Annotated in this window: 29 protein-coding genes and 1 tRNA gene; 13 read left to right on the top strand and 17 right to left on the bottom strand. The window is 31.1% G+C overall.

The window, feature by feature from the left end; genetic code table 11:
• Window positions 1-214: 214 nt before the first annotated feature.
• Window positions 215-883 (bottom strand): SLATT domain-containing protein, encoded by a 669-nt coding sequence (locus tag RT99_RS06660; RefSeq protein WP_052483594.1) that lies wholly within the window; start codon window positions 881-883, stop codon window positions 215-217.
• Window positions 884-1,308: 425 nt separating this feature from the next.
• Between RT99_RS06660 and RT99_RS06655 the strand changes: the two genes are divergently transcribed.
• The gene (locus tag RT99_RS06655; protein WP_042563942.1) at window positions 1,309-1,773 is read left to right on the top strand and encodes a JAB domain-containing protein; all 465 of its coding nucleotides are present in this window, start codon (window positions 1,309-1,311) and stop codon (window positions 1,771-1,773) included.
• Between the two features lie 89 nt (window positions 1,774-1,862).
• Here the strand turns inward: RT99_RS06655 and RT99_RS06650 are convergent, their stop codons facing one another.
• The 11 genes from RT99_RS06650 to RT99_RS06605 all read right to left on the bottom strand — a co-directional run bounded on the left by RT99_RS06650 (window position 1,863) and on the right by RT99_RS06605 (window position 8,674).
• Window positions 1,863-2,141 (bottom strand): hypothetical protein, encoded by a 279-nt coding sequence (locus tag RT99_RS06650; protein ID WP_042563941.1) that lies wholly within the window; start codon window positions 2,139-2,141, stop codon window positions 1,863-1,865.
• Between the two features lie 9 nt (window positions 2,142-2,150).
• Complete coding sequence (locus RT99_RS06645; RefSeq protein ID WP_042563940.1) at window positions 2,151-2,453, bottom strand: hypothetical protein; 303 nt, start codon at window positions 2,451-2,453, stop codon at window positions 2,151-2,153.
• Window positions 2,454-2,509: 56 nt separating this feature from the next.
• Window positions 2,510-2,704, bottom strand: a complete 195-nt coding sequence (locus RT99_RS06640; protein ID WP_042563939.1) for a hypothetical protein — start codon at window positions 2,702-2,704, stop codon at window positions 2,510-2,512.
• 185 nt (window positions 2,705-2,889) lie between these two features.
• Window positions 2,890-3,588 carry a hypothetical protein gene (locus tag RT99_RS06635; RefSeq protein ID WP_042563938.1) on the bottom strand — a complete coding sequence of 233 codons (699 nt, stop codon included), beginning with the start codon at window positions 3,586-3,588 and terminating at the stop codon, window positions 2,890-2,892.
• 3 nt (window positions 3,589-3,591) lie between these two features.
• On the bottom strand, window positions 3,592-3,771 hold the full coding sequence (locus RT99_RS06630) for a hypothetical protein (protein WP_042563937.1): 180 nt from the start codon (window positions 3,769-3,771) through the stop codon (window positions 3,592-3,594).
• A gap of 554 nt (window positions 3,772-4,325) precedes the next feature.
• On the bottom strand, window positions 4,326-4,811 hold the full coding sequence (locus RT99_RS06625; protein ID WP_042563936.1) for a hypothetical protein: 486 nt from the start codon (window positions 4,809-4,811) through the stop codon (window positions 4,326-4,328).
• A gap of 169 nt (window positions 4,812-4,980) precedes the next feature.
• Window positions 4,981-5,517 (bottom strand): hypothetical protein, encoded by a 537-nt coding sequence (locus tag RT99_RS06620; protein ID WP_042563935.1) that lies wholly within the window; start codon window positions 5,515-5,517, stop codon window positions 4,981-4,983.
• Between the two features lie 26 nt (window positions 5,518-5,543).
• Window positions 5,544-5,705, bottom strand: coding sequence for a hypothetical protein (locus tag RT99_RS25265; RefSeq protein ID WP_165587184.1), 162 nt, complete (start codon window positions 5,703-5,705; stop codon window positions 5,544-5,546).
• The gene (locus RT99_RS06615; protein ID WP_042563934.1) at window positions 5,702-6,388 is read right to left on the bottom strand and encodes a DUF4919 domain-containing protein; all 687 of its coding nucleotides are present in this window, start codon (window positions 6,386-6,388) and stop codon (window positions 5,702-5,704) included. The genes RT99_RS25265 and RT99_RS06615 overlap by 4 nt, the downstream gene beginning before the upstream one ends.
• A gap of 183 nt (window positions 6,389-6,571) precedes the next feature.
• Window positions 6,572-7,123, bottom strand: coding sequence for a DUF4738 domain-containing protein (locus RT99_RS06610; RefSeq protein ID WP_042563933.1), 552 nt, complete (start codon window positions 7,121-7,123; stop codon window positions 6,572-6,574).
• A gap of 162 nt (window positions 7,124-7,285) precedes the next feature.
• Window positions 7,286-8,674: a serine hydrolase gene (locus RT99_RS06605; protein ID WP_042563932.1), complete on the bottom strand. Its 1,389-nt coding sequence runs from the start codon at window positions 8,672-8,674 to the stop codon at window positions 7,286-7,288.
• A 219-nt stretch (window positions 8,675-8,893) separates the two neighbouring features.
• Here RT99_RS06605 and RT99_RS06600 point away from each other — a divergent pair, with 219 nt between their 5' ends.
• A complete protein-coding gene (locus tag RT99_RS06600; protein ID WP_042563931.1) occupies window positions 8,894-9,298 on the top strand; it encodes a helix-turn-helix transcriptional regulator in 405 nt (134 codons plus the stop codon).
• A 327-nt stretch (window positions 9,299-9,625) separates the two neighbouring features.
• On the opposite strand, the gene RT99_RS06595 is transcribed toward RT99_RS06600, so the two are convergent.
• Window positions 9,626-9,811, bottom strand: coding sequence for a class IIb bacteriocin, lactobin A/cerein 7B family (locus RT99_RS06595; protein ID WP_165587183.1), 186 nt, complete (start codon window positions 9,809-9,811; stop codon window positions 9,626-9,628).
• Window positions 9,812-9,932: 121 nt separating this feature from the next.
• A complete protein-coding gene (locus tag RT99_RS06590) occupies window positions 9,933-11,945 on the bottom strand; it encodes a M13 family metallopeptidase (protein ID WP_042563929.1) in 2,013 nt (670 codons plus the stop codon).
• Between the two features lie 213 nt (window positions 11,946-12,158).
• Here RT99_RS06590 and RT99_RS06585 point away from each other — a divergent pair, with 213 nt between their 5' ends.
• Window positions 12,159-12,854, top strand: coding sequence for a pseudouridine synthase (locus RT99_RS06585; RefSeq protein ID WP_042563928.1), 696 nt, complete (start codon window positions 12,159-12,161; stop codon window positions 12,852-12,854).
• A gap of 76 nt (window positions 12,855-12,930) precedes the next feature.
• Here the strand turns inward: RT99_RS06585 and RT99_RS24630 are convergent, their stop codons facing one another.
• Window positions 12,931-13,623, bottom strand: coding sequence for an NIPSNAP family protein (locus tag RT99_RS24630; RefSeq protein ID WP_052483592.1), 693 nt, complete (start codon window positions 13,621-13,623; stop codon window positions 12,931-12,933).
• A 125-nt stretch (window positions 13,624-13,748) separates the two neighbouring features.
• Between RT99_RS24630 and RT99_RS06575 the strand changes: the two genes are divergently transcribed.
• Window positions 13,749-14,075 (top strand): helix-turn-helix domain-containing protein, encoded by a 327-nt coding sequence (locus tag RT99_RS06575; protein ID WP_042563927.1) that lies wholly within the window; start codon window positions 13,749-13,751, stop codon window positions 14,073-14,075.
• A 156-nt stretch (window positions 14,076-14,231) separates the two neighbouring features.
• On the opposite strand, the gene RT99_RS06570 is transcribed toward RT99_RS06575, so the two are convergent.
• Window positions 14,232-14,690 carry an RNA methyltransferase gene (locus RT99_RS06570; RefSeq protein ID WP_042563926.1) on the bottom strand — a complete coding sequence of 153 codons (459 nt, stop codon included), beginning with the start codon at window positions 14,688-14,690 and terminating at the stop codon, window positions 14,232-14,234.
• 232 nt (window positions 14,691-14,922) lie between these two features.
• On the opposite strand from RT99_RS06570, the gene RT99_RS06565 reads away from it, so the two are divergent.
• Both RT99_RS06565 and RT99_RS06560 read left to right on the top strand, forming a co-directional pair.
• Window positions 14,923-16,059 carry a helix-turn-helix domain-containing protein gene (locus RT99_RS06565; protein WP_042563925.1) on the top strand — a complete coding sequence of 379 codons (1,137 nt, stop codon included), beginning with the start codon at window positions 14,923-14,925 and terminating at the stop codon, window positions 16,057-16,059.
• An 88-nt stretch (window positions 16,060-16,147) separates the two neighbouring features.
• Window positions 16,148-16,702 (top strand): porin family protein, encoded by a 555-nt coding sequence (locus RT99_RS06560; protein WP_042563924.1) that lies wholly within the window; start codon window positions 16,148-16,150, stop codon window positions 16,700-16,702.
• A 175-nt stretch (window positions 16,703-16,877) separates the two neighbouring features.
• Here the strand turns inward: RT99_RS06560 and RT99_RS06555 are convergent, their stop codons facing one another.
• Window positions 16,878-18,002: an acyltransferase gene (locus RT99_RS06555; RefSeq protein ID WP_242607172.1), complete on the bottom strand. Its 1,125-nt coding sequence runs from the start codon at window positions 18,000-18,002 to the stop codon at window positions 16,878-16,880.
• Between the two features lie 215 nt (window positions 18,003-18,217).
• On the opposite strand from RT99_RS06555, the gene RT99_RS06550 reads away from it, so the two are divergent.
• The 7 genes from RT99_RS06550 (at window position 18,218) to RT99_RS06520 (ending at window position 26,505) form a co-directional block, all read left to right on the top strand.
• Entirely contained in the window at window positions 18,218-19,354 is a 1,137-nt protein-coding gene (locus tag RT99_RS06550) for an AraC family transcriptional regulator (RefSeq protein ID WP_042563923.1), read from the top strand.
• Between the two features lie 154 nt (window positions 19,355-19,508).
• Window positions 19,509-20,567 (top strand): serine hydrolase, encoded by a 1,059-nt coding sequence (locus tag RT99_RS06545; protein WP_042563922.1) that lies wholly within the window; start codon window positions 19,509-19,511, stop codon window positions 20,565-20,567.
• A gap of 324 nt (window positions 20,568-20,891) precedes the next feature.
• Window positions 20,892-20,963: transfer RNA gene (locus tag RT99_RS06540), tRNA-Glu, on the top strand.
• A 307-nt stretch (window positions 20,964-21,270) separates the two neighbouring features.
• On the top strand, window positions 21,271-22,365 hold the full coding sequence (locus RT99_RS06535; protein WP_042563921.1) for an exopolyphosphatase: 1,095 nt from the start codon (window positions 21,271-21,273) through the stop codon (window positions 22,363-22,365).
• Window positions 22,366-22,951: 586 nt separating this feature from the next.
• Complete coding sequence (locus RT99_RS06530; protein WP_042563920.1) at window positions 22,952-23,554, top strand: DUF4255 domain-containing protein; 603 nt, start codon at window positions 22,952-22,954, stop codon at window positions 23,552-23,554.
• Window positions 23,551-24,393: a hypothetical protein gene (locus RT99_RS06525; protein ID WP_042563919.1), complete on the top strand. Its 843-nt coding sequence runs from the start codon at window positions 23,551-23,553 to the stop codon at window positions 24,391-24,393. The genes RT99_RS06530 and RT99_RS06525 overlap by 4 nt, the downstream gene beginning before the upstream one ends.
• A gap of 18 nt (window positions 24,394-24,411) precedes the next feature.
• On the top strand, window positions 24,412-26,505 hold the full coding sequence (locus tag RT99_RS06520) for a phage tail sheath C-terminal domain-containing protein (protein ID WP_042563918.1): 2,094 nt from the start codon (window positions 24,412-24,414) through the stop codon (window positions 26,503-26,505).
• The last annotated feature ends 16 nt before the right edge of the window (window positions 26,506-26,521 follow it).

Raw genomic sequence — 26,521 nt, 5'->3', positions numbered from 1 at the left:
TAAATTACTTTTGCCATTATTATTATATCTTAATATCTTATAAATGTAGAATTTAATATCATTAACTCTGAAACATTACAAATATTTTATCTTTAAAATTACATTACCGTTTTCATGCCGTCTATCACGATTATAAAAATGTATCGTAGCTTAACTTCCTTTAAGCCCTAAAACACAAATTCCACCTAACGGCTGCTAGGGAAGTTTATTTTGTCTAATTCACAATTAATATTATTCCTAAAATTAATATTGGTGGTAAAATAATCATAACTGAATACCAGCCATAAATTTCCCATGAATATCTCCGTTTTACTTTTTTAATATTTTTTGGCGTTACTTTTTCTGGTGCTACTGTTTTAAAATAGTTTACATTATTAATTTGAAATATATCGTAATCAATCGGTGAGTGATTTTGGTAGTTCCTCAATACTGTCTGATATTTTTCAGATAAATTTTTAGCAAAAGTATACACTTCGTATTCAGATGGTTTGCTCTTGAGAGTTTTAAACACTCTTAAATCATTATATAATAGTGATAATTCAAGACCACAATCGTGGAATATTCGCGCATTCAACTTGTAATCTTGAGCATTTTCAAATTGACTTACTACCAACACTAAAATCGACAATGCCGTTATTATATAGTTTATGATATTTTCACTATTTCCAGAATTTATATTATAAACAGAAATTAAACTTGCAATAATTAGATATGCCGATAAAAAAGCTAAACTTATATTTGAAAATTTTGCTTTTGTTTTGAGGCGTTTATCAGCATTAAATCTTGATGCCTTAGTAGACCAAATTTTATAATTCAATTCCTCCAGAAAGCTTTTTTCTAAATATTGTTTTGGTCCCGTGAATTGATTTGCTTTTTCTGTCATTCTAGTTATTTTGTATAAAGTGCATGACAAAACCTCAAAGCAATCCAAATTTTAGTAGATATGTGTGATAAATTTCATCATTATTTATTTTCAAATATATACTTTTTTTACTGCAGATTATCAAAGAAATGGCTTTTAATTTGATTGATGCTTTTGGCTACTTATATGAGTGATATGCAACAAAAAAGAACGTTACTATTGTTGTAAAAGTTCGTCTAGGAAATATACATCTTCCTCAAACCCAATATTTTTTTCCATCTAATATCTTATTTAATTTCGTCACAAAGTTCGGGAATCGTCTGCGGGCGCTAGCAAAAAATTCCCCCATAAATGCAGGAAAAAATTCCTGCTTTATTGCGTTGCTTTTTGCGCTTGCTAGGCGATTCCCGGTGAATGTTCCATAATTAATTTAAAATATAGAAATTATGGAAACTTTAAATCAAAACTGGCAGACTGTATGTGAAATTGAGCTAATCTACAAAACACAAGTAAAAAACTCTGAAAGACCACAAATCAAATCTTCCAAAGATGCATACAAACTGGCTCTTTCAGCTTGGGATCATAATAAAATAGAATTCTTCGAGCAGTTCAAAGTATTGCTGATGAATCAGGCTTATAAGGTACTTGGTATTTACGAGATCTCTTCTGGAGGAATTGCAGGAACTGTTGTAGATCTTAGATTAATATTCTCGGCAGCTCTTAAGGCAAATGCTACGTCACTTATGATTATTCACAATCATCCTTCAGGAAACCTTACAGCCTCCGAAGCCGATAAACAGGTAACTAGAAAAGTAAAAGAAGCCGGAAGACTTCTTGATATAAAATTACTCGATTCACTAATTATAACTACCGAATCCTACTATTCATTTGCTGATGAAGGCGCCTTATAAGCGCCTTTATAATATTTTATATCTCTTTTTATTTAAGGTTATCTACCTGTAAGGCATTCACCACCTTATTTATTCTAGCAGTTTGAAAATCATTTTATATTATTTATAAACTCAATTCCTTTATCTGTTAGTTTATGATAACGCACGTCATTTATTCGTTTATCAAATTCAACATATCCAAACTTAACTAGAAAATTTACTAAAACACCAGCTTCGACGTGATCTTTATACTTAAAATTACTACTTTTCCGAACATAATTGTAAGCATCGGTTTCAATATCGAAGGAAAATTCGGCACTTAAATATTTTCCGTGTTTAGTGAAGAATACTATCGCTTCTTCAGCAAATTCATCATCAGTCCAAATCATAAGTTTTATCTATTCAAAAAGATTTAAAATTGAGGGTTTCAGTTGATTTTTCTGAACTAAATTTGTAACTATGGGTAAAAAATTTCTAAGTCCAACAATTCCAATTCCATTGGGAACGACACCTGTATTTAAAAAGAATAAAAAATCACCCACATGTTGTCTATATTCAGTTAATCCGTAATCATATTCCGAACTCTTTAATTTTAAATAAAGAACATCCAAATGACTAATTTCCTTGTTCAGATCTTTTAAGATATTTATATAATCCTTATCTCGATATTCTTCTACAAAACTGTTTAGGTCATATTTCATATGATATTTTTTATTGATATTTGTCTGTTCAATATCTTTTATGATTTTATAAAAAATTAATAGCCCATAGAATAAAGCATTAGTTTAGCAGTTTCTTTAGCTTCATCAATATTTCGAGCTGGAATAATTTGACCACTATTTGTCTTTGATTTTAAATTGTCATCTTGAATTAACCAAATCATTCCATCTTTTTTGTCTAATTCAAAATTATAACGGCGTCCTTTATACTCTATGTTAAATTCTTCTCTCATTTATTTTATATTTCTAATCCGCTCAAACTCCTCACAACGTTCCAAAGCTCCGCGCAGATCGGGGTTAAAGATCCTTATTTTATTCATTTTGATGAATCTTCGCTGATATTTAATATCTTCAAATTACACTACATGTCCAACTTACTTATAGCATGTGTTGTGTCTGGTTACTTATTTATAATTCTTTAAAATTCTTTATAGACATCGTTATCGAAAACGTGTGCCATAAGTATTTCATCTTGTTTTATAGTTATGTCCATTTCAAAACTATTATACTTTTCCTCATCGCTTTCGTAAAGCAGAATTGCTTTATAATATTCTGTGTTGAATTTTACTTTTTTAGTTTTTTCATTTCTATATCCGCTTATTAAAGGTATGATTTTCAAATAATTAGATTCTTTTGGTGGGGGTATATATTTAACAAATCCTACATAAACTTTATTAGATTTTAGTGTAATCTGTATCAGCAATTCTTCTTTTGCAACTTTTTTAAACAACTGCTCAATCTCGTCTCCGAAATCATCAATAGCTTGTTCAACAGGCGTTTGTCTTTTAAAGTAGTCACACCATTTCAATACTTTATTTAAGGAATGTGTAAATATAAAAATGAATAGAAAGTTAAATATAAAAGTCCACAAAAGTGGTTGCTCTTCTATTGGGAGTTGGTACAGAAACTTATAAACTGATGGAATTATTTCGGGCTTTAAATAGTTTAGAATTATTCTGCCTAAATAAGTAAAGAAAAATAGTAAGCTACCTGCGATTACTGAATTAAACACTAATCTTTGGGTTTCTATTCTGTCATATTTGTATTTTAAATACACATAACGTGTTAAGAAATAATAACCACTCAATACAGGAAATAACCAAAGGCTTTCAGGCATATTCTATTTCTTTACAGTTTCTTTTTTTACAATATTTGATTCAGAAATTGTTTTTATTATAGACTTAATTTTAGCGTTCTTAAAGTAAATCTTTGGTTCAATAAAAATTGCTCCTCTATTATCTTCTCGAAGTCCAATATCTTTTCCACTTCTATTTAATATTATTCTAGTGTAGTTTGACATATCGCATATATTTAGTCTATCAAAGATATTAAAAATTTTATCCAAAACAGAATTTTACTCTTCCATATTAATTTTCGTGTTTTTAGAACGTTGATTCTTTATAATCTCACACAATTTATTCATATGTTTCAAAAATCCACACAAAGCCAGATGGATAAGCAAACACGAAGAAAGAAGAATGCTGGGCTACTTTTTTTTTATTTCAAAATAAAGATGTTTGTTTTTTATTCTTCAAAAAAGTTGTCCTAATATTTAAAAATTAAATTTAAGATGCGCATTCAATAATACTATAGTAATCCTCAATAATCTGGTTAGATATTTGATCGCTTCCCGCTACTAAGATAAAAGCTTCAGAGAAATCTGGAGCTTTTTTTTGTTTTAATAATCTTTAGCAACATCTGTTGAGTTCACGAACTAAGCGCTTGTCCTAGCTGTGGCGATTTGCACACGAGTAATAGCGAACTGGCGAAGCAAATCATCCCAAATACAAAACCAACTTTTTATTAAGCTTATTGCCCAAGTCAATGGCAAAGAGTGATAGTGCTCACTTTTATTCATTCATTTTGTAATTCATATTTTGTTAAATAAATATAAGATAAACTGTTTCCATCACCACCCATATATTCATCATTCGCAATATTTAATTTTAGTTCATTGAAAAAATAATTTCCATCATCATTTTCTGAGTACGTATACTCTAATTTTTCAATCGCTTTATTTATATCTTCGCCTATATCAATTCTTGTATTTCCAATAGTTAATTCAATTCCCGTGTGAAATTCTATTTCGCTAAGTTTGTTTTCGTCATTATAATTAAAGAAAAATAAATTTTTCTCATTTTCAAAGTCTTGGTAAATATCTCTTTTCTGAATTATATTGAACGATATATCTCCATCAAAAAAATCAGAGTTGTCAAATTCTTGGTCATCATCCTTATGACTTTGTTTAAGTTTAACTCTTATTTTTTGGCGAGATTCATTCCAAAGAATTTTTTCAGATTGTATTTCGATTCCTAAATTTGGAAAATATGTAACTCTCATCTTTTAATATTGATATTCTGTAAACTGACGGCTAACGTTACTGATACAACAACGGTTTAAGACTAAATTAAGCCCATTCTTCGGATTTGCCAAATCTTCCAAATACAAACCAATTTTTCCATTTAGCCTAATGCCCGAATCCTTTGTAGTAGCTGTTATACCCAGTTACTTATTGATAAAGAGTTTGATTTAGTTTAATTACAACGCTAACACCTGTTCTTAATACTCTTTTTTTTTCTTCAATAGAAGGAGGCGGTTTAATTCCAGGAGCCATAGAAATCTGCTCAATTGGAATAATACTAATTAAGCCAACTTTTTCAAATTGTTCGAATTCATTTAATGTTTGTGGATTTAAAATTGCAAATACCATTGGTGATTCTCCATTTTTTACTAAAAAAGGGATTTCAATCCCTAAAGATTCCCACAATAGGAATGAGAAGTTTGTTTTGGTTGCTTGTTTTAATTCCGCGTCTAAAATTCTTAATGCTTCTGGCAAATCTACATTATCAAACTCAATCCATTCTTGCAATTTATCACTTAAATTTTGTTTTTCTATATCGTTTAATTTATCTCGGCTTGCCTCGATAATATCTTCGACAAATGGCATAGCTCCTAATGAAGTAAAAATAAATTTAACGGCTCTTTTACCTCCATATCTGCTTAATATTTCAGTTAACGTTTCTACTAATTGTGTTTTTTTATCCATGTATTGTGATGTGTTTTGTAATTAGGTTAACAGTATGGCACTTGGCGAAGAAGCGGATTTCGAAGCACTAAACTGTCTGCCTGCACAGAACGTGATACGAAGAACAAAGCTTCATTTAAACACTGAACCCGCTTTTTTGCCAAACGCATGTTAGCGGCTGCTCTTCTCTCTATTTCGGTTGTCCTCATTTGTCAAACATTTTGTCAGTTGCGTGCTGAATTATAAAATATTTCGTTGTTGTCTTGTCGTCTTTCGTCATTTCTAAGATGTCAAGAAAATACCCATTTTTGTCGCTACCTGAACCCATTGTTCCAATCGAACCACCCAAAATATATTCTATTAAAGTTTGTCCGTCTATTGGGCTAAGAACAAAAAAAGGTCTGTCAATTGTCCCGTCTCCACTCCACATTATTGATTTGATAATTTTCATTGTTCTTCCTTTGTGAATTGAAGTGTCTGGTTTGTTTAGCTTCATATAAGCAAATCCCTTTTCCATCAGAGCAGTGAAGTCCACAGGATTTGTCTTTAATAGTTTATCGCATTCAACTATGGCTTGCTCATACTTTTTATCAGCTATAAGTGCTAAAATTTCTCTTTCCTTCTCAATTGTTTTATATGGCTTGTAGTTCTTGTCAGCAGTGAAACCAATTTGTAAAGCGATAATATCTTTATTGGTCAATGTGCTGTCATTAGAATTGAATCTTTCCAATAATTTGGGATAGTAGTATTCACTGTTTTTGTATTTACTTTTTGAAAGTAAATCTTTGAAATCACCTTGATAGTCAAAGTCTTGTCCAAATACAGTGGTTGTTGCAAATAGCGCAAAAAACGCTGTTAAAAAAGTCAGATATCCTTTAATGTTTATTGTCATTTTCAGAATTGTCAATTTGTTTAGTGTCGTTATTTAGAGTTGCAGCTAACGTCTTGGTACTACAGCGGGTTTGGGACTAAATTAAGCCCATTCTTCGGATTTGCCAAATCATCAAATACAAAACCAACTTTCCATTAAACCAATTGCCCAAATCCGTTGTAGTAGCTGTTATGGGTTGCTTTTTTAGTCTTCCTCAGGTTTTTGGATAAAAGTCAGTTTTCTATTTGTCAAATCAAAATAATGATAAAAGTCCATTGTATTGTCGGTTTCTGGTTTGGCAATTACTCCAAAAAATTGAATTTTGTCTTTCCCTGACGCCTCAAACCAATAATTGAAAAAAATGGCATTATCTAAAAATTCTTTATTAGCATATTTCGAAAACTGTCTTTTTGTAAATACAGTGTCTAAAAATATTTGTGAATTTTGTTTGATTGTCAGCGATATTTCAGCGTCTCTATATTTGTCAATTTGCTTGTTACCATCTACTTCATATTCATTTATTACGTAACTGTCAAGGTCTGTCTTTTTAATAGTAATTTGCATCTTGCTATCGGCTATTATTGTGTCAAATTTTTCAGTTCCCTTTGTCTTGGGAATGAATTTTTCTGATTTCTTCTTGTCCAAAGTCACGGCAGAATTGTCAGGATTCTTAATAATTGTTTTTTTCTTTTCTGTCTGTGAATTACAAGCAAAAAGTAGGAAAACCAAAATTAGAATCAATATATTTTTTCTCATTTATCGTCTGTTCTTTAAAGTAACCCATAACGTTCTCGCGCTACAAGCAGTTTGGGACTAAATTAAACCCATTCTTCGGAATTGTCAAATCTTCCAAATACAAACCAATTTTTCCATTTAGCCAATGCCCGAATTGCTTGTAGCGTGTGTTGGTAGCAGTTTTTATTTCGTCCGTTTTGCTTCTATCTTATTTCCATTCTGTAATAAAAACAAATTTGAAATTTCTCCTTTTTCGTTCTTTTCAAACTGAATTTGTGCATCTACTACTTTGTAGAAAAATAACATTTCATTTTCTACAAATATCGGGAACACATTTTGTCCAGTCAATTGTGAAAATAGTTGGTCTTTATCTAATGAAATTTTGATTTCAAAATCTTTTTCAACTGCATAAGTCCCAACAAACTTTTGAAGTCCTTCAGTTGTAATAATAATTTCTTTTCTGATTTTTTGCACAGGCAATGGTTTATTATATAGAATACTTCTAATTGATTTTGAAGAAATTGACACGTTGTTGTGATTTTGAAGTATTATTATTGTTTTATCATTTGTAATATGTCTTTCGATAAAAGCTACATAACCTGGCCAACCACCACTATGGTTTGCAATTTTTCCAAAATCAGCATTGTCTTCAATTCCCCAACCAAAACCATAATTCCTTTTAGCTCCGTCTTTCAAAGTTGCTAATTCAAAAACTGCTTTCATTCCCTCTTTTGTGAGTAATTTATTGGTATATAATGCTCTATCCCAAATCAATAAATCCTTTACAGTTGAATTAACTGTTCCGTCTCCAACAATACCATCAAGCCAAATAACCATTTTAGTTTCTTTCAATTCGTCTGGTAAAACATATTTTTTCAAACTATCTGAGTAAACATACCCAAAAGCATAATTGTCAATTTTCTTTGGCGATAATCTACGAGTGTACACAAAGGTATTTTTCATTTTCAACGGTTGGAAAATAGCTGTTTTTAGATAGTCACCGTATGTCAAACCCGATGCTTTCTCAATTATTGATGCCAATAGTGCATAGCCCGTGTTGCTATATTCCCATTTAGTATTTGGCTCAAATACTATTTTTGGTTGATGTTTACTAAATATATTAATAATGTCTTTGTTAGTGGCAATTTTAGATTTGTCAAATAAACTATCCATAAGCTGCATATAGTCTGGTAGACCTCCAGTATGATTTAATAAGTTTCTTATAGTTATACCTTTATAAAATGAAAGTTCGGGTAAGTATTTTTTGATGTCATCGTCCAAACTCAACTTCCCTTTTTCTTTAAGTATCATTATCCCCATAGCTGTGAACTGCTTTGAACAAGATGCCAATTCAAAAATCGAATTTTCGTTCAATTTTTCTTTTGTTGTTTCGTTTGCAAGTCCAAAACTATGGCTATAAATAACTTTCCCTTTTTCTGCAATTAGAAAATTTCCATTGATTTTCTCTTTTGAATAAAGAGAATTAAGTAAACTGTCAATTTTTTGAATTCTGTCTTGTCCAAATGTAAGATGACCAATTAAAAGAAGTCCGATTGTAATTGTTAATTTCATTTATTTCTTGTTAATTAATGTAGGTGAGTTGTCTAGCAAAATTGCCACCAACTTATTATATGTGTAACAAAACCACACAAAGTTCCTAAATTTGGTAGATATGTGTGATAAATTTCACACATTATTTATTCTCAAATATATATTTTTTTATCTTTGAAATTCAAAATTTTTAGGCCAAATGGCTTTATCTTTGAGCCTTTAGAAAAATTGATCATCATTATGGAACAGAAAATACATCAGGGAAGAAACGTTAAACGTTTTAGAGAAATGCTTGGCATCAAACAGGAAGCATTGGCTTTTGATCTGGGAAATGATTGGAATCAAAAGAAAATTTCTATGCTGGAGCAAAAAGATGTAATTGAAGATGATATTCTAAATCAAATCTCAAATTCTTTGAAGATTCCTGTTGAAGCTTTTCAGAATTTTGATGAGGAACAAGCAGTGAATTTAATTTCTTGTAATTTCTCGGATAATGCAATGTTCAATAACAGAATTGAAGTTTTTAATAACAATCCTATTGAGGAGATCAAAAAACTTCACGAAGAAAAGATTGCTTTGTTTGAGCGCATGTTGAAAGAAAAAGATGAAATGATGGCAAGGCTTGAAAAATTAATCAATAAATAATTTCGGAATAAATCATTTATAAAAAATATCAAAATAAAGCTTCAGAGAAATCTGGAGCTTTTTTGTTATCTCTCATTCACGAGCGGAGGCTCGTGCCAGTAGGGTAATAATTTGAGATTTTATTATAAAAAAGAGAGGAAGCAAGTTCCTCTCTTCTTAAAAAATATAAATTTATTGTTGAAGATAGCATATCATTATTATACAATCAACAAAGTAAGAGCATTAGTTTAAGTTTTTTGTTTGAAAATTTTACTGCCTTTGTATGGGGTAGCTTAACCTCTTAAATTTTCCATGTCTTACAATAAATATTTTTTTGCAAATTCATTATTAATCTGCGAAACAACATCCTCCACCAACTAGAGGATACTCTGGAGGACATGGTCCAGTTTTTAAAATGGCCAGTCCACTTGCAATCCCTTTAACGCAAATTTCTGTTATTCCGCCATTTACCGCTTTTAGCTCATTTTTAGTTAATTCTTGAGCTCCGTCTAATTTCAAAATTTTTTTTAACATAATATAAGGTTTTAAAAATTTAGTTAATACCCCAATCATTTAAAGACACTTGGGATTTTTGTCTATGCTCGCGCAAGAATTTTTCTATATTTTATAAATTGAAGCGTTCGTGAGTGGGATACTACCAAATTGTTATTCTGTCTTTCTTCGGCAAAAACATTTTATCTCCAGGTTTTACATTAAATGCTTCGTAAAAAGGTGTAGTATTCATTAAAGGACCATTTACACGCCAATTTGGTGGAGAATGTGGATTGTTATTAATCCACAAACGCAGGAACTCGTCTTTCATTTTTACTCGCCATATTTTGGCTATAGAAATAAAGAAGCGCTGGTCTGGAGTAAAACCATCAATTTTTGTGTTTCCTTTTCCTTGTTCGGTCATTTTAAAAGCATCGTAGGCAACTGCTATTCCGGCAATATCTGCTGTATTTTCGCCAACTGTCATTGCGCCATTAATGTGCAGATCACCTAAAACGGTATAGGTACTATACAAATCGATAACCTGTTGTATTCTTGACTTAAACTGTACATAATCCTCTTTTGTCCACCAGTTTTTTAAGTTGCCATCCTTATCATATTGAGCTCCCTGATCATCAAAAGTATGTGTTATTTCGTGACCTATCACCATTCCGATACCTCCATAGTTAAGGGCATCATCTGCATTATTATCAAAATATGGGGCTTGTAAAATACCGGCAGGAAAAACAATTTCATTTGCAGTAGGATTATTATATGCCGTAACTGTTGGAACTGTAGTATACCATTCTGATTTATCGACTGGTTTTCCCAATTTTGCCAATTGAAATTGATATGCAGCTGTAGCAGCCGAAACCATATTCTCAAAATAGGTATTCCTTGCTATATGTACCTTGCTATAGTCTCTCCATTTGTCCGGATATCCTATTTTCTTAGTCATGGCTGCCAATTTTTCTTTAGCTTTTTGTTTCGTACCCTGACTCATCCATTTCAGGTTATCAATTCTTTTGGCATACGCTTTTTGCAGATTATTCACGAGGATTAACATGCGTTTTTTGGCATCTTCAGAAAAATATTTCTTTACATACAATTCACCCAACGCTTCGCCTAAGTAAGTATCAAGGACACTAGCCATTTTTTCACCACGTGATTTTTGAACAGCCTGACCAGAAAGCACTTTGGTATACTCAAATGAAGCATCTACAAAAGGTTTACTTAAATCATCTGCATATCTTTCCAGAGAATTTGCTTTCAGGTAAGTTTTCCAATTATCAATAGGGATGGTTTTTAAAAGTTTATTTAAGGCATCGTAATAGGCAGGTTGGCCTACATTAATAGAATCGGTTTGAGCACCTAAATTATTTAAAAAAGTGTTCCAGTCTATGTTGGGATGTCTTTTTACAAGATCTGTCACAGCCATTTTATTATAATTTGCCTGCACATCCCGAAGTTCAACTTTTGTTTTATGCGAAACGGCGAGTTGTTTGTCAATATCATAAACCAAATTAGCATTCTTTGTTGCCTCTTTGGCATTGCTGCCGGTTTGCTGAAATAATGTAGCAAGATATTTTTTGTACGCTTCCTGTATGGCAACAGTTGATGAATCTGATTTGAAATAATAGTCCCTGTCAGGCAAACCAATTCCCGTTTGATAGCTTTGGGCAATGTTCATACTGCTGTTTTTTTCATCCGGTCCCACTCCAAAACCTATAATAGAAGAATTGCCCACTTTTTCTTCAGTAACTACAAAATTCATTAAAGAAGGTAAATCGCTAATTGCTTCAATTTTGGCAAGCAGGGGTTTGATAGGTGCATAACCGCGTTTATCAATCGTTACAGTATCCATACCTGATGCATAAAAGTCTCCTACCTTTTGTGCTATACTTCCTGCCGGATTTTTGCTTTGCGAAATACTGTCCAATATTCCTTGCAGGCGAATTCGTTGTGGAAAATTCATAAACATATAGGCACCAACTCCGGCTTGGGATGCAGGTATTGATACAGAATCGTACCATTTGCCATTTACATATTTAAAAAAATCATTACCAGGCCGCAATGTGGAATCTATTCCAGTGATCGCAATATTTTTTTTACCTTCATGTTTTGAGCACGCTGTAAAAGCTAAGAATGCTACGAAGAGCATTAATGATTTTTTCATAATCTGGACTATTTCTATTAAAATGAACTGAAAAACGGCAGAACAATATACGAATTCAGTTTTTAATTTTAAAGTTTTTATTAGAAATACTACTTATAAAAGTCAGAATTATAAGCGGTAATCCAGCATAACGTTCCGGGACTACGAAGAAAGGTATAAAAACAAATAAGTCATAAAAGTGGTTTTAGTCGAAATCTCTTCTACTTTTGCCAAATGTTAGAAATTCTTTACCAGGACGAATATATTATAGCCATTAATAAACCAAGTGGATTGTTGGTTCACAAATCATTTTATGCACGCGATGCAAAAGTTTATGCTATTCAGGAATTGAGAAATCAAATCGGGCAACACGTTTATCCTATTCATCGGTTGGATCGCAAAACATCTGGCGTATTGTTATTTGCGTTGGATAAAGAAGTTTTGAAAATTATGAATGATCGTTTTGCCACACGCGAAGTCGAAAAAAAATATTTAGCCATTTTACGTGGCTGGTCACCCGAAGAGCTAACGATTGATTATGATTTAACCAATGATGATAACATCACACAAAATGCAATAACATACTTTCATCGTTTGCAAAATGCCGAAGTCGGGTTAGAATTTAATAATAAACCAACATCACGATATTGTTTGGTAGAAGCAATTCCTGAAACTGGACGTATGCATCAATTACGAAAACATTTCAAACATATTTTTCACCCCATTTTAGGAAGTCGTCCACATGGCTGTAACAAACAAAATAAATTATGGCTGGAGAATTATGACCTCAAAGGAATGATGCTTCATGCCCATCAATTAATTTTTAATCATCCAATAAAAAATGAACAACTAATCCTGAATGCAAAGATTAACGAAGAGTTTAGCAGAATAGGTACTATTCTTAATCTGGATTTGAATAAGTATAAATAGAATAATAATTACAAATATTATTCTATTTTGAAATTTAAGATTTGGACCGCTAATTTCATTACTAACCCCTGAAACATTACCTCAAATTTAAAAGCACTAATTTATTCTGAATCGTTACTAACTCTTGCATCGATTTTTTTAAATCAGTTGGCATATTCTCAATTTCCTTTTGCTTGGTATAAAACTCATTTTCATCTTTGTAATGTACAATACTTACTAAAAGATTTTTATCTTGAAAAACAGGTAGCCTTGGAAAATCATTTTCAGTCAATTCGCTCACCCAAAGTGTTATATCTTCTATTTTTAAATTTTTAAGAAATGGAATATATGTAGTATCAAATAGGTTAATAACCTTTTCAAGTGTGCCATTACAAATATAAAAATCTACAACTGTAAATATTTTATCTGTTAACAATATACTGTTAACTTCTTTTTTTAATGGTCTTAATAAATAAACATTATCAGAGTTAATCATCATCTCATTTGCACCTTTGCCATATTCTTTCCAAGTTGCACTATTACAATAAAAATCATTCAAAAATTTCAACCTGGTTTTCATATCAGCAAAACCACGGAACCAGACAAATCTATCATTTACGCTATTAATTTTGAATTCTCCTAAAGTGTATCCACCGAGTTCATTCATTGGAGCAACAAATTTCGTGTGAAAATAATCGCTGAACTTATTGGTTAAATCTGGCTTTAATAAATAATTCCGTATTTCTAATACATGTATGTTTTCCGAATTTTGTCGGGCTAAATTATTCATATTCATTTCTTTAAGACTTTAGCAAATAAAGTAATTTAATATCTTTGTTGCAAGTACATACATTTTAGTGCTTAAGACACAAAAAACATACTAATATTGATTATCAGTAATTTAAAAAAACATTAATGGAAAAAAATTTAAAAAAAGCATATTGTCCGGTTGATTATGCTTTTCAAAGAATAGGCGGAAAATACAAAGCAAGAATTTTATGGTATCTAAAAGATGGTTTGATGAGATACGGAGAATTAAAAAGAATTGTTGAAGGCATAACCCCAAAAATGCTTACTCAAACTCTCAAAGAGTTAGAAAATGATGAACTAATTTCAAGAAAGGTTTATGCTGAAGTTCCGCCTCGTGTTGAATATACTCTTATTGAAAATGGAATAGAATTAATCCCTTTTATCAATCAAATGAGAATCTGGGGTGAAAAGCAAATGGCCTTGAATAAATAATGAATTGATTCCCTGTTCCAAAGTGTTCATTATTAATGCTGCGAAATCACGAAAACCTTCAGGACTGTTCCGTGACTAAGTAAAAGCTTCGGTTATCTGGAGCTTTTGTTGTTTTAAACGAAAAACGTAAAAGTCGAAAAACTTTTATCAGCTTTATTACGACCTCGGTTTAGGCAAATTTCTGTCGTACATAATAATAGTTCCTGCCACAGCCACATTCAGACTTTTTACCGATTTAAATTTTACTAGATGATGGCATTTATCCATAACTTTTTTGGATAGACCATGATCTTCTGCTCCCAATAAATAAACACAACGTCTTGGATGCTCAAAAGTTTCTAAATCAGAAGCTTTTTCATCTAATTCTACACCAACCAATCGTGCCCCTTTTGGTAAGTTTTCAAAAAAAGCTTCAAAAGTATCATAATGAAAATAAGGAATTGCTTTTACCGCATCATGAGTATCAGAGGCTTGCTTGGCATATCGATTACCTATGGTAAAAATAAAAGTCGCACCTAAATTTTGCGCCGATCTCCATAAAACACCCAAATTTTCAGGCGTTTTACCATTTTGTATCCCTATCCCAAAATATTCATTTATAAAATTATCATTCATAAAGGCAAAAATACAAACTGCAAATATAAAAATCAATTTTTATTGAGTTGAAAGAAAGAGCTTCTTCGGGAAAGAGGCATTTTAGTTAATCATTTCTTAATCCGTTAAAAAAGTCATCAGTATTAATATAAATTCGTCTTATCAATTCGCATGAAATTAACTATGTTTTAAAAATGGTTAATTACCATAATATCCCAAAACAGATCTTAAAAACAACTTTTATATTAAAAAATTGATATATACTACACTTTTAAATATTGCGATTTTTCAGGGAATAGTCTTAGGCTTAATTATTTTAAAGTCTTCTTTATTCAATAGTAATTCAAATAAATATCTGGCATACTTACTATTTACATTTTCAATTATTTTACTGAACCATGTTTTTGAGATCGAAGATGCATTTACTCCCTATCCTTTTCTACGCTTTATTGACCACATTGAATGGGTATTTCTAATTCCTGCTTTCCTATTCCTGTTTATTATAAATCGGATTGATGATACTGTAAAAAGCAAACAAAAAAATTATTTGTGTCTTATTCCATTTGCCTATTCCGCTGTCCTTAATATTACACAAGATCTTGATCATGTTGCAGGAATTTATACTATTCCTGAGGTAGGTATTGATGTAATCAATATACTTGGTCTGATCCATCTTGCTTTAGCCGTTACATTCATGCCATTCCTACCGATTTATTCTTATTTTATGATAAGACATTTAAAAGATCCACAGGAAAAAAAATGGATAATTACTTTATTAACAATTATTTCTTCATTGGTATTCGCTTTTCTTATTACCGCTCTAGCCGGCTTATTTCTTCAATATGACATTTCTTCTACTATGAGCGTCCTGGCTTTATCTGCAACATTCATAATTCACTGGACAGCTTATATAGGCATTTACAAATACAAACTCGCCAAGAACAAAGATGCTGTTTACAATTTTCTAAATAATGATTTCGCTATTTCATATGGTAATCTGGAAATTGTAGAAAATAGTACATCAGAAGAATATAGGGAATCTATCACGGTAGATAATCTTTATTTTCAAAAACTGGAACTTCTCTGTAAAGAGCAGCACATTTATACGGACAGTACATTAAACAGAGAAAAAGTCGCCGAAAAACTAGGCATAAGCGCCGGATATGTTTCACAAATTATAAACACAATAACAGGGGACAATTTTGCCAATTACATCAATCAATATCGGGTTGAAGCTGTTAAGGAAATGATGTCAAATTCTGAATATGAAAAATATAATTTGTTGACGATGGGATTAGAATCCGGGTTTACTTCAAAAACGACTTTTTACAAAGCTTTTAAAAAAGTTACTGGCCAGACACCAAATGAATATAAAAATACCAGCAAATAAGTACCATTTTATACACTTTTAAGCTTTTGAAACCTCGCCTAATTTTTCTTAAGTGAATTTTGCATCAAATAATTCAAAAACACTTTTTATGAAAAAAATTTTATTACTAGCTGTCGTTACAGTTTTAGGATTTACAAATGTTAATGCCCAGGAAATTAAATTTGGTGTTAAGGGAGGTTTAAACTTTGCAACTATTAGCGGAGATAATACCAAAGGTATTGATGTTGTAACATCATTTAATTTTGGTGTTGTATCTGAAATTCCCATTTCAGATAAATTTTCTTTTCAACCTGAATTAATGTATTCTGGTCAGGGATACGGCTTCAATGATAATACAGTTGCCTTAAGTTATCTGAACGTTCCTTTAATGGGAAAATATTATGTTACAAAAGGATTAAGTGTTGAAGCCGGACCGCAAATAGGCTTTTTACTTGCTGCTAAAAATGAGAAGACAGATGTAAAAGATTCATTTAATACTGTTGATTTTGGTGTTAATTTTGGTTTGGGCTACAAACTTGAAAACGGACTTAATTTTGGCGTAAGATACAATCTGGGATTAACTGATATTAATAATGTAGATAATTCTTCTTTTAAAAATAAAAACGGGGTATTTCAAGTATCTGTTGGTTATTTCTTTTTCTAAAACTTAGTAATATCATCGTTTTGACACTAAGAATACTTGGAAAAATATTTAAATAATTAAACTAAAAATCCTTATTCAAAAAATGAATAAGGATTTTTTTTTACAATCATAACTAGTTATTAATCTTGTGAAATGCCAAAAAAAAACAATTGGTTGACTGTTTTCTAAATAACATTTATATTTCCTTTATGGTTTTGTTCCTTATTTTCATAAATGGTTTTTCTATTGTCAAGTGAAGAATATATGCCCCTAAAATACAAGTTATCAAACAAATTAGAAGCATTACATTATTCTCTATTTCAAAATCTTTTAATAGTTTGTGGGTTGTAGTAATTATTCCTTTATGTGTCAAATAAATTGAAAAAGAAAGATTAGCTATAAACGTTGTAATTTTTGAATTCATTTTATATAAAAAGCTTGTAGGACTAATCGAACCTACAACCATAAAACCAAAGCCAATTGCAATTAATGGAAATCCAAAAACAGATACTTTGAAAGTCTGTAAGTCTTCACATAAAAAATAAGCACCTGTCAAAATACATAAACTTAATACAAGAAACTGATTACCATATTTTGAAAGTCTGGTCCATAAATTTGGCAAAAATTGATAAATTCCTGCAATTGAAACACCAACCAAAAGTCCGTCTAAGCGATTGTAAGTCGGATAGTAAATAAATTTATACCAGTACATCCAACTATTTTCTTCACCAATTTTCGGCAGATACAAGTAATTAAAACTATAAAATCTAATCGCAAAACCAAATAAAAACAAGCCTATTAATAGCCAAAACGATTTAGAGAACAGTTTTGAAGTCTGTAAAAATATTAAAATAATGGGTAAAAAAAGATAAAAATGTTCTTCTACGCAGAGTGACCAGCAATGTGAAAATGTTCCGTAGTCTTTTAAATTAAGATCAAAATTTTGAGTAAAAGTAAGAAACCTCCAAATTGAAGGTAGTGCTTCTTTTTCTCTAAAATAAGGGACGCAAAAATAAATGCCAACAGTTGCTAAATAGGCCGGAACAATTCTAAAAAATCGTTTGATAAAAAAAACTTTAAATGAAATTAATTGCCCATTTTTAATTTGTAGAAATAGCTGAGAAGAAATTAAAAATCCACTTAACACAAAAAATAAATCAACTCCTGTCCAGCCAAATGAAGCTACATCAGGCAACCATTCGGGCTCTCCGTCACTCACAATATAATAATGAAAAAAGAAAACTAAAATAATAGCACAAGCTCGTAAATGATCAAGTCCATATAGTTTTTCATGAACTTTAATCTCTAATTTATCTATCACTATATCTTTCTAATTTTAAGTTTATTTTTTCGCTGAACTGTGAACAAACATAACACTTAACTTTTAACTATACCTAAAAAAATTCATTGAAAAAATTTCTAAAAAGCTAAAATTTTGTACTAATATTATTTATTATATTCGCTTGAAGGAAAAATACTTAATTAAAGTAAATACCAACTTTTCCGAAACAAAAACAACGAACAAAAAAATGATTAATGGATAAAATTAATTTATTGGTTACAATCTCTATAATAATAACTTTCATCGCATTATTTTTATCATTTTTTTTACTTACCGTCAAAACAGCACATAAATTAAGTAATCGTCTTTTTGCTTTTTTTCTCGTTTTGACTGCAATCGATATTAGCGCAAATTTTGGCGATTTATTAGCAATTTCATTAAATGTGAGAGTTTTTATAAGCTCCTTTTTTTTCTTGCAGCTTCCCACTTTTTATTTATATGTACTATCTGTCTGCTATTCTGATTTTAAGTTAAAACCAAAGCATTTACTTCATGGTCTTACTTTTTTAATAGCAAATTTAATCTTGTTACCCCGCTTTTACGCAGTCGACGTGGAATCTAAAATCAGTTTTCTTGCAAATATCAGCAATATGCCAGAAGTACAGTTCAACCATATTTTAATGCATGTTCAAATGGTATGTTATATTGTTGCGGCTTTTATGATCTTGAGAAAAGCAAAAAAAATATATCTTGAAAATTATGCAGGAGCAAGCATTGAATCCCTTAATTGGCTGTTTCAATTTACAACAGCACTATCAGTCTTTTTTGCTATCGCCCTATTAAAAAACATCTTTAAATTTACCGAATATCCTAATATTTCTCAAGGATTAAAAATTGGACTTCTCTTATTTGAACTGATCATTATTTTTTGGTACTTATTTAAGGCTTTAAATAATCCAGAACTTTTTAGAACTATTGACTCAAAATTAAAGCTTGTACAACATATAATTTCTGAAGGGGAAAATAGTGAGCAATTAACTATAAATGAAAAAAAAAATAACGAAGAGTTGTTGAAATTGCAGCAATACATGGTTGAAGAAAAGCCCTTTCTTAATCCTTCTTTAACCATTCAGGATGTTTCTGCCGCTATTGAAATTCCTGTTCGGGACTTATCTCTTTTAATTAATCATACATTGAAACAGCATTTTTATGATTTTGTTAATTCCTATCGCATAGAAAATGCCATGGAGATTTTAAAAGACGACACAAAAAGTAAAGTTACTATTTTAGAAATTCTGTATGATGTCGGTTTTAATTCAAAATCATCATTTAATACTGCTTTCAAAAAACACACTGGTTACACTCCAACTATCTATCGCAAAACACTGTAAGACATACTTTTGTAATTACTCGTACTTATTTCAAAAGCTACTCGTACTTATTTTTCAAAACAAATGCGTTCGACTAATTTTATTCGGTCGCACAGGTTTAGCTTCTTCCACATCTTTGTATCGAAATAAATTTTAACCTAAAAAAAACGATACAATGAAAACATCATTAAATTTCTTAACCGCAGTACTATTAATAAGTACTTTTTCTTTCGGACAAAACTTCACTAACAAAATTGACTCAATCATAAAGGACAATTATCAAAAGAATCCTAACGTTGGCATTAGCGTCGGTTTTATCAATAATAGTGAAGAATTCTATACTGCTTATGGTAAGTTGAATGCAGAAAATCAAGCAGAGATTAATAAAAACTCCCTATTTGAAATTGCCTCTATCACAAAAATTTTGACTTCAAATTTAATGGCACAAGCCGTTGTCGAAAATAAATTTAAAGTAGACGATTATATAGACAACTACCTTCCAAAAGAATATGTTTTACATTCAAATCTTAAAAACAAAATAAAAATTTCAGATCTGGCTTCGCATCAATCAGGTTTGCCAGATATTGATTTTGGAAAGTTAATTGAATTAAATCCACAACAGCCAATAAGTAATGTGACTCAAAAAACATTGACGGACATAATCAACAATTGTACTGAACTAAAAGACTATGGAAAATATCGTTATTCTACAATTGGATATACATTACTCGGACAAATATTAGAAAAAGTGTATGGCAAAAGTTATGATGAAATTATTAGAGAGAAAATAATAACGCCGCTAAAGATGAAAAACACATTGACTAAGGACTTTAATGTAAAAAATAGAACTGTAGGTCATAATTCAGAGGGTGGCGTTCAGGAATTCCTAACCTGGAATGTTACAGCTCCAGCCGGTTTAGTAAAATCCAATGCATTTGATATGATTACGTATTTAAAAGCAGTCTTAAATAAAGAAACGCAAATAGGAAAAGCGGCCATTATTACGGAAAAAACATTCTATAAAGTAGAAAATAGAGAATTGGGATTAGGAGTAAACATCGTGACGGATGATAAAAATACTATTTATTTAAAGTCTGGAGATTCTATGGGACAATCTTCTATCATATGTTACAACAGAACTAAAAATTGGGGCATAATAATACTTTTAAATCAAAGAAATTCAAAAATGAGACAAGATCTTTTGAATAAAATTTATGATACAGTCTTGAAATAATACAAGGCATAAAAAAGTAAAATCGAAGGAACACAACGATATGTAACAGTAAAAAATCAAAAGAATATTCTTTCAAACTAAACAACTTTCAAAATAATTTTCAATTTTATCAAAAATTATCATTTTAATAAAAGAAGAAAAAAAATACTTTTCTATGTAATCCAAAAAATTATTAATCAAATAAATACATCTCAAATAGCTAATTTTATTTACGATTGATTATTTACAAATGTGATATTTTGGGAATAACTAAAAACAATTTTCTAAAAAATATTTTTGTCAATTCTAAAATTAATTGCATTTTTGCACCCGCATAGAAAAACAGGCCCGTTCGTCTATCGGTTAGGACGCATGGTTTTCATCCATGTAAGAGCGGTTCGATTCCGCTACGGGCTACAAAGAGAAAGCTTCAGAGAAATCTGGAGCTTTTTTCGTTTTAATCAGTTTCACTACTAAATCAATTTGACGAATATTCTTTCTCAATACCTTGGAAATAATAAAAATCGCACATAATTGTCCTCAAAACACTATCCTGCTAATTAAATTCCACATTTTACAATAACTGCATTTATCTTAGTAAATGTTTTTATAAATTTGTAATCTTATATTAAAACCCGTTATTTTTAATTTAAAATTATGACTTTCGCATAATTACTTTAAAAACTTTATTCAAATAAATATATTTTAACCATAATTAAATCAAATGCTTAAAAAAAACAGACCCCAGGTTCTTATTCTTATTCTTTTAAATTTACTTTTTTCCATTAATGCATTTTCGCAAAAAAGTCTTTATGCAGGAATTGAAATCGGTCGCAGAGCTATAAAAGTTTCAGTTCTGGATGTAAACAATATCAAAAAAGCTGATTATAAGATCCTCTATTTCTGGACTGAGAGAATTAATTTTGCCGAACATATTGATAAAACCGGTGAACTTACTCAGGACGATATTGACAGAACAAGTACGATAGTTGTTGATCAATTAAAAAAAATAAGAGCAGAATATAAAATGCCTGAAGAAAACATCTTTCTTGTGGCTGCTCCTCTTTTTACATCTGCCCGCAATATTGACGTTTTAAGAAATAAAATAACTTCTCAAATTAACAAAGATGTTGAGATCCTTAATGTTAACGAAGAAGCTAAAACGCTGGTTAAAGGTGCTATCCCGCCGGTTGATTATGCTAACGCTTTTCTGCTTGACATTGGAGCGCAAACTACCAAAGGAGGATATATCGATGAGCTTAAAGATGACAAATTAGAGTTTATTCCTTTAGAGCTTAATTTCGGCACAATGACACTTACCGATGCAGTACAAAAAACGGTTGTAAACCAAAATCAGGTTAATGATATGTCGGTATACCAGGAAAAATCTTTTGATTTTAACTCGGTATTACTTAAAAAGGTAAAAGAAATGTTTGATAAAAATCCTCTTTTATCAAAAAAGGATAAAATGTATTTATCAGGCGGAGCTGTCTGGGCGTTTGCAACTCTATATTATAATGAAAATGTTAAAGAGCATTATGTTGCCTTAAGTAAGGAAGATGTTATTAATTACGATGCAATCTTAAAGAATAATTTCACCAAGTTTACTACTCTTGCTAAAACTAACAAAGAAGCTGCCAGAGTTTTAACCACCTATGACCAGAAATACTTAATCTCTGCAAATAACATTTTATTATCTTGCCTGGAAAGCATTCCGGATTTAGAAAAAAAGAAAATATTCTTTGTAAAAGAAGGACAAACAATTTGGCTAATCTCATACATTGCAGATCGCTCTAAAAAAGTAAATACTAATTTTTAATATAGTTTTTCTAGTAAAAAAAGCCTTAGAATTTTAAATTTCTAAGGCTTTTTTTATATCATCATATTTAAGAATTTATTTTGATTTGAAATAAAACTTAAAATGAATTAATTTACACATAACAGGTTTCTTATACGTTATTTGCGTTTTAAACAGCCCGAATAAATTTCATTTGAAAAAATCGAACTTCCGGCTATTCCAAATTCTCCATTTTTTGTTCCCGCTTAAATCTAAAACTTGAATGTTTTAGATTTTTTTTTCACTAAAATTTTATCGATTTCAATAAATTATGACGTTTGCTTTTTTGCAAAAGATAAAATAAAATTTTTTATAAGACATAAATATCTGTAAATCAATATATTAACAAACCATTTAACCCTAAAAAAAAGGGTCCTTTTCCCCTTTTTTGATACACTTCCATTGTTCTACTTTAGACAAACCTACCAGCCTTATTTCTATTTCAGTTTTAAAGCAAAGTCAAAAGCCCCTATTTTTATTTTTCTACCTACATATTGATAATGAGATTTTTAGAAAATTATCATAGCTATATAAGTACTGATTTTTAAAATTAAAACTTTATCACAAAATGGTTTTTGAAGTTATTCAAATAATTGCAGAACAAGTAAACAACTATCTCGACGAAATTGGGTTAGAAAAAACAGTTGTGGCTGAAAATATTGCTTTTTTAGAATCTCAAAACGAAACCGTATCCGGAAATTTAGAAGACAAAGTAGCCCTTACCTTAATTAATTTGGATGAGGAAGCTACTCTAAAAAACTTTCCCAATCATTCTATTGAAAATGCTAAAACAATTTACAAAAATAGCGTCATCAATTTAAACCTGTATTTACTTTTTAGCGCCAATAGAAATATATACATCAACTCGCTTAACGATATTTCAAAAATCATTGCATTTTTTCAAGGGAAAAGACTCTTTACACAAGCCAACACTATTTACAACAGAAATAATATTGCAATGGCAAATATTGATGATTTCAGATTTTCAGTTGAACTCTACACGCCCACTTTTGAGGAACTGAACTATATCTGGGGAACATTAGGAGGCAAGCAGCTTCCCTCTGCTTTATACAAAGTAAGCATGATACAAATTGAACGCAATATTGCACAAGCCGAAGGACAGCTTATCAGCAAATTTAAAGGTTTAACAAAAACAAAAGAGCAATCATGAGTTTTGATTTTACATACGAACTATTATTTGAAGTAACGCTTTTTCACAATTATTTTCTGAATAGCGGTGAAGATACTTATACAGGAATGTCTTTAGCAGATAAAGAAAAAATGCTGCAAAAATTCGACAGCGGCTCATTTGCAACTATAGTTCCAACCATAGAAACCAATACAAGATTAAGAAATTACAAAATGGCATTTAAGTCAACCAAAACAGGTTTTCGGGTATACACTAAAGTCAAGGAAGCTGATGGAACTGATCCGTTTATAAGTATTCCGGCAGATTTGAAACTGGATTTTAAAATCTCTATCAACGATTACCAATTTGAGAATTATACCGATTTGGATTTTGTCCTAAACCAAATGTTCTTATTCAGTAACGTGAAACCTACAACGGAACCCGAAACATTTAAATACATTCCCAAAAACAATGAAAACATCCTGATTTCAAATGCTTTTTTAGTATCCGAAAAAACAACGGCGCATTTTTTATCCGAACTCCATTCACCAGAAAGACAAGATGTTTTCGGAATCATCTCTTTGACAATGAAAGGCGATATTAATCCGGGAAATATTGTGACTAATTCGGGTAAAATACTAAGTCCTCATTTTAAAATACATTTTGACAATAGAAAAACGTTCTGGAAATACATCAACAAAAAAGCAAAAACCGAGATCAAAACCGATACTGTAAAACCCCTAACCTATTCGGGTTTTGTTGAAATTGACCCTCTCAACGATTTTACGCCCAAAGAGCCGATAAACAGCCAGTATCCAAATCCTTCTGTAAAATCAATAACAAAAAGCAATGGCGATTATTATTCGGAAATATTTATTTAATAATTAAAACAATCAATTATGGCAACAACTTACAAAACACCTGGTGTATATATTGAGGAAATCGTAAAGTTCCCTCCTTCTGTAGCTCAGGTTGAAACAGCGATTCCCGCTTTTATTGGCTATACTGAAAAAGCTACGAACAAGATTAATGGAGATTTAAAATTACAGCCAACCAGAATCACATCTCTTTTAGAATATGAACGTTTTTTTGGCTTTGCAAAACCAGAAACAACAATTAGTGTTACAATTAATGATGTTTCCAGTAATAGCGGTGACACGAGATCTATTATTGTAGATCAGCCAACTTCAAAACAACCTTTCTTAATGTACTATTCAATGCAGTTGTTTTTTGCAAATGGCGGCGGTCCTTGTTACATTATTTCAGTAGGTCGTTATGGAGATGATTTAGATGAAACAGACTCACCGGTTACAGTAATCACCAATAGCGATGCACTCAATGATGGATTGGCAGAATTAGAAAAAGTAGACGAACCAACACTAATTTTATTTCCTGACGCAACAAAAGTAGATGGAATACTTCCAGATAGTTTTTATGGATTATACAACAATGCGCTTGCACAGTGCCATAATCTTCAGGACAGATTTACCTTAATTGACACTCTAAGTTACGACGAATCAAGTCCAACAGATCCTAACATAGACGCTTTAAGAAATATAATTAGTTCTGAAAAAGATACTATTAAGTACGGTGCAGTTTATTATCCTCACTTAGAAACCATATTGGACTATGCTTTTGATGCCAGTAAAATTACAGTAAAACATTACTCCTATACAGCAAAAGCATATGATCAAATTGCTGCAGGATTGGAGCTTATAGAAGGCCCTGCAGGAATTGACGCAACCGTAGCCAAATTGGTTGACGATTCTGTTGCAGGAGATATTGCCGGTGAGGTCAGTGACATGTTTTTACAAATGTATAGTAACAATGCAACGGGTTTTAATTTAGGAGTGACTTTTGTTACCGACGCAGCCAAAAAAACAGCTTTTTTAAAAAACCTGGATAAAGTACTTGCTACTTTAGAAAGTTTAACACTTTTGAGAAACTCGCTAAACGACGAAGCAAATGCTGCAATCAGTACAATATCTGATGAAGATATGGTTATTGCAGGTAATATTTCAAGTGCCTTGACAGCCTTTAATTTGAATTTTACTGCCACAAATAAAATTGATTCTGTATATAAAAATTTAAAAACATTAAAGAAAAAAATACAGGACGAGAACACAGCAGCTAAAATGCTTAAAATTATATCAACCGATGATGTAAGTTTTGATAAAGAATTAAAAAAACTGCTAATCTATGATCAATTGAACCTTCAAACGGGAATTACAGGACTTACAAATAATTTTTCCGGTGTTAAAGGAACGCTGCTTACACTTTTAAACCACATTAAATCTGTTAACGGAAAAGATGTAAATAATGGAGCATTAAACGGAAGAAAATTAAGCACTTTAGAAGATATTGACAACGCAACGTTCAATAAAATACTTACCGAAATTTACAATCTGCCCATAACACTTCCTCCAAGTTCTGCTGTTGCAGGGGTTTATGCCAGAGTTGATCGTGACAGAGGCGTATGGAAAGCTCCTGCGAATGTAAGCCTGAACTATGTTATAAAGCCAACCGTTAAAATAACAAATACAATTCAGGATAATTTAAATGTTGATACTGTGGCCGGTAAATCCATCAACGCCATCAGAAGTTTTACGGGCAAAGGAACCTTGATTTGGGGATCAAGAACCCTGGCAGGTAATGACAACGAATGGCGTTATGTACCGGTACGACGCTTCTTTAACATGGCAGAAGAATCTATCAAAAAAGCAACCGAACAATTTGTATTTGAGCCTAATGATGCCAATACCTGGATAAGAGTCAGAGCGATGATTGAGAATTTCTTAATTCTTCAATGGAGAGCCGGAGCTTTGGCCGGAGCAAAACCTGAACAGGCTTTTTATGTTAGAATCGGAATAGGACAAACCATGTCGGCCTTGGATATTTTGGAAGGCAGAATGATTGTTGAAATCGGAATGGCAGTAGTTCGTCCGGCTGAGTTCATCATCCTTCGTTTCTCTCACAAAATGCAGGAATCTTAACTAAATATCAACATTA

This window comes from Flavobacterium sp. MEB061, from assembly GCF_000834715.1.
GTDB lineage: Bacteria > Bacteroidota > Bacteroidia > Flavobacteriales > Flavobacteriaceae > Flavobacterium > Flavobacterium pectinovorum.
Note: the sequence above shows the minus strand (reverse complement) of the source record. Positions and strands in the feature narration are given on the sequence as shown.